Source organism: Mesorhizobium sp. M1E.F.Ca.ET.063.01.1.1 (assembly GCF_003998155.1).
Lineage (GTDB): Bacteria > Pseudomonadota > Alphaproteobacteria > Rhizobiales > Rhizobiaceae > Mesorhizobium.
Genome location: NZ_RZSC01000606.1, coordinates 1 through 3,625, shown reverse-complemented (window position 1 = coordinate 3,625; position 3,625 = coordinate 1). Strand labels below are relative to the sequence as shown.

Sequence of the window (3,625 nt, the reverse complement as noted above, 5' to 3'; positions counted from 1 at the left end):
CTACTATCACTTCAAGAGCAAGGACGAGCTGATCACGGCCTATCTCGACAGCCGCGACCAGCCGAACCTCAAGCAGATGGCCGGCTGGTTCGAGGCCGCGGAAGGCGGCGCGGACAAGAAGGTCGTGGCGATCTTCACCCATCTGGCGCGCGTGGCGCGGCACGTCAAATGGAAGGGCTGCGGCTTCCTGCGCACGGCCGCCGAGCTCGCCGCGATGCCCGGCCATCCGGCGGTGAAGGCCGGCTCCCGCCATAAGAGCAATTTCGAGAAATGGCTGGCGGGCGAGCTTTCGAGCCATGGCGTGCGCGAACCGAAGATGCTGGCGCGCGAGATCGTGCTGCTGATGGACGGCGCCTTTTCCAGCATGCTGATCCACCACAATCCCGACTACATCACCGCCGCCGGCCACGCCGCCGCGACGCTGGTGCGGGCGCGGATGGCGCAGACGGCGTAGATCCCGGCTTCGAACCGGCCGGCGAAACGCGGCCGCATCCCCCTTCGCCGCAACCTGGCGCCCCCCGGCTGCGCCGGAAACCATGAAGGAGGCTTGGCCGGCTCGGCGCGGGCGGGTTGTTCCAGCGCCTTGGACCAAAGAGCTGGGACGAGAATTAGGGCCAGCCGGCCTGACTTGGGTGGTGCAATGCAGGAAGCGGATGGTCATTATAAGGAGAGTCTTTATAACGGTCGATCTGATCACGACCACCAAGGGGAGACGATGCGTTACATACGTCCGCTTTCAATAGAAGATGCCGTTGGCGAGCTCGCCAAGGCGGTTGGCCCGGCAGCCATCCTTGCCGGCGGCAGCGACCTTCTCGTGAGGATGAAGGGTGGTTTCATCGAGCCCGAGCTGATCGTCGACATCAAGGCGATTAACGGCCTGAGCGATATCCAGGAAACGGCCGACGGCTTCAGGATCGGCGCCGCGGTGCCTTGCGCGGTGCTGGGCGAGAACGCGGCGCTGAAGAAGGCATGGCCGGGCGTCGTCGAGGCGGCCAAGCTGATCGGCTCGAAGCAGGTGCAGGGACGCTGCACCATCGTCGGCAATCTCTGTAACGCCTCGCCCGCCGCCGACAGCGTGCCGGCGCTGGTGGCAGCCGGCGCCAAGGCCGTGGTTGCCGGGCCGAACGGCAAGCGCACCATTGCCGTGGAGGCCGTGCCGACCGGGCCTGGCCGTACCTCGCTCGCCAAGGGCGAGATCGTCGAGGCGATCCTGCTCGACAAGCGCCCGCCGCATGCGGGCGACGCCTATCAGCGCTTCATTCCGCGCACCGAGATGGACATCGCGGTTGTGAGCGCCGGCGTGAACCTGACGCTCGATGAGGCGGGCATCATCAAGGCGGCCCGCGTGGCGCTGGGCGCCGCGGCGCCGACGGTGCTGCTCGTCGAGGAGGCGGCGCAGGTTCTCGTCGGTTCGAAGCCGGACGAACAGACGCTGGAGCGGCTGGCAAAAGTCTGCTCGGGCGCCTGCCGTCCCATCGACGACAAGCGGGGCACCATCGAATTCAGACGAAAAGTCGCGGGCGTGCTGGCGAAACGGGTCGCCGCCACCGCTTATGAGCGTGCAGGAGGCAAATGATGGCCGGTGTAGCGGTTTCAACGACAATCAATGGCGATCACGTCGAGTATCTCTGCCAGCCCGACGAGACGCTGCTCGAAGTGCTGCGCGACCGGCTGGGGCTCACCGGCGCCAAGGAAGGCTGCGGCACCGGCGACTGCGGCGCCTGCAGCGTCATCCTCGACAACCGGCTGGTGTGCTCCTGCCTGGTGCTCGGCGCGGAAGCGGAAGGCCGGCAGGTCGAGACCATCGAGGGTATGGCGCACGGCGACCAACTGCACCCGCTGCAGCAGAAGTTCCTGGAGCATGCGGCGCTGCAATGCGGCATCTGCACCCCCGGCTTCCTGATCGCCGCCAAGGACCTTCTGGCGAAGAACCCCTCGCCTACCGAGGAGGAAATCCGCTTCGGGCTGGCCGGCAACCTCTGCCGCTGCACCGGCTATGACAAGATCGTGCGCGCCGTCCAGGACGCGGCAAACGTGATGAAGGGAGCCTGAGATGAATTTCGATCCGCGCTATTCGGGACGCAGTTTCTCTTCGGTCGGCACGCGCCCCATCCGCCCCGACGGCGTCGACAAGGTGACGGGACGCGCGCGCTACGGCGCCGACTTCAACATGGCCGGGCAGCTCGTGGGCCGCATCCTGCGCAGCCCGCACGCCCATGCCGTCATCAGGAAGATCGACACCTCGAAGGCGGAAAAACTCGCCGGCGTGAAGGCGGTGATCACGGCGAAAGACCTGCCCGACCTCACCGACGGCGATGCCGCGATGTACGACATCCTCGACAACTCGATGGCGCGCACCAAGGCGCTCTATGACGGCCATGCGGTGGCCGCGGTCGCCGCGATCGACGCCCGCACCGCGAGACAGGCGCTGAAGCTGATCGAGGTCGACTATGAGGTGCTGCCGCATGTGACCGATGTCGACGAGGCGATGAAGCACCACGCGCCGCTCATCAACGACGCCATCTTCACCGAGGGGCTGGAGGAAAAGCCCGTAAAACCGTCCAACGTCACCAAGCGCACGCAATACGGCCATGGCGACGTCCATCAGGGTTTCGCCCAAGCCGATTTCGTCGTCGAGCGCTCCTTCAAGACCGAGCAGACGCATCAGGGCTATATCGAGCCGCATGCCTGCGTAGCGAGCGTCAACCCGGATGGCACCGCGGAGCTGTGGGTCTGCACGCAAGGGCATTTCGTCTACCGCCAGCATTGCGCCCAGTTGCTCGGCATGGAAGCCTCGAAGCTGCGCGTCACCTCCTCCGAGATCGGCGGCGGCTTCGGCGGTAAGACCCATGTCTGGGCCGAGCCGGTGGCGCTCGCCTTGTCGCGCAAGGCCGGCCGGCCGGTGAAGCTGGTGATGACCCGCGACGAGGTTTTTCGCGCCTCGGGTCCGACCAGCGCCACCTCGATCGACGTCAAGATCGGCGCGAAGAAGGACGGCACGATCACTGCGGCCGAAGCGACGCTGCGCTATAGCTGCGGCCCCTATGCCGGCATGTGGGCCGAGATCGGCGCCATGACGGCGTTCGCCTGCTACAAGCTCGAGAACGTCAAGACCGTCGGCTACGAGGTGCTGGTCAACCGGCCGAAGACGGCGGCCTATCGCGCGCCCTCGGCGCCGATGGCGGCGTTCGCGGTGGAAAGCGCGGTCGACGAGCTCGCCAAGGAGATCGGCATGGATCCGGTCGATTTCCGCATCAAGAACGCGGCCCAGGAAGGCACCCGCGCCTCCTACGGCCCGGTCTACGGCCCGATCGGCATCGGCCCGACGCTGGAAGCGGTGAAGAACCATCCGCACATGAAGGCGCCGCTCGGCCTCAACCAGGGGCGCGGCATGGCCTGCGGCTTCTGGTTCAACTTCGGCGGCCAGACCTGCACCGACCTCAACATCGGCATGGACGGCTCGGTCTCGCTCGCGGTCGGCACCGTGGACGTCGGCGGCTCGCGCGCGTCACTGTCGCTGGTGGCGGCGGAGGAGCTCGGCATCGACTACAGCCACGTCAAGGCGATCGTCGCCGACACCTCCAGCCTCGGTTACAACGACATGACCGACGGCAGCCGCGGCACC

4 protein-coding genes are annotated in these 3,625 nt (G+C 66.6%); all 4 read left to right on the top strand.

Translation table 11 applies throughout. The features are described 5' to 3' along the window. Nucleotides 1-454, top strand: a 454-nt coding sequence (locus EOA29_RS29015; protein ID WP_127221950.1) for a TetR family transcriptional regulator, incomplete at its 5' end; no start/stop codon positions are given. Between the two features lie 261 nt (nucleotides 455-715). Next, complete coding sequence (locus tag EOA29_RS29010) at nucleotides 716-1,576, top strand: xanthine dehydrogenase family protein subunit M (protein ID WP_126094482.1); 861 nt, start codon at nucleotides 716-718, stop codon at nucleotides 1,574-1,576. Next, entirely contained in the window at nucleotides 1,576-2,052 is a 477-nt protein-coding gene (locus tag EOA29_RS29005; RefSeq protein ID WP_126094483.1) for a (2Fe-2S)-binding protein, read from the top strand. The genes EOA29_RS29010 and EOA29_RS29005 overlap by 1 nt, the downstream gene beginning before the upstream one ends. Before the next feature lies 1 nt (nucleotide 2,053). Further along, nucleotides 2,054-3,625 (top strand): xanthine dehydrogenase family protein molybdopterin-binding subunit (locus tag EOA29_RS29000; protein ID WP_145969849.1); only part of this gene is annotated, 1,572 nt, incomplete at its 3' end.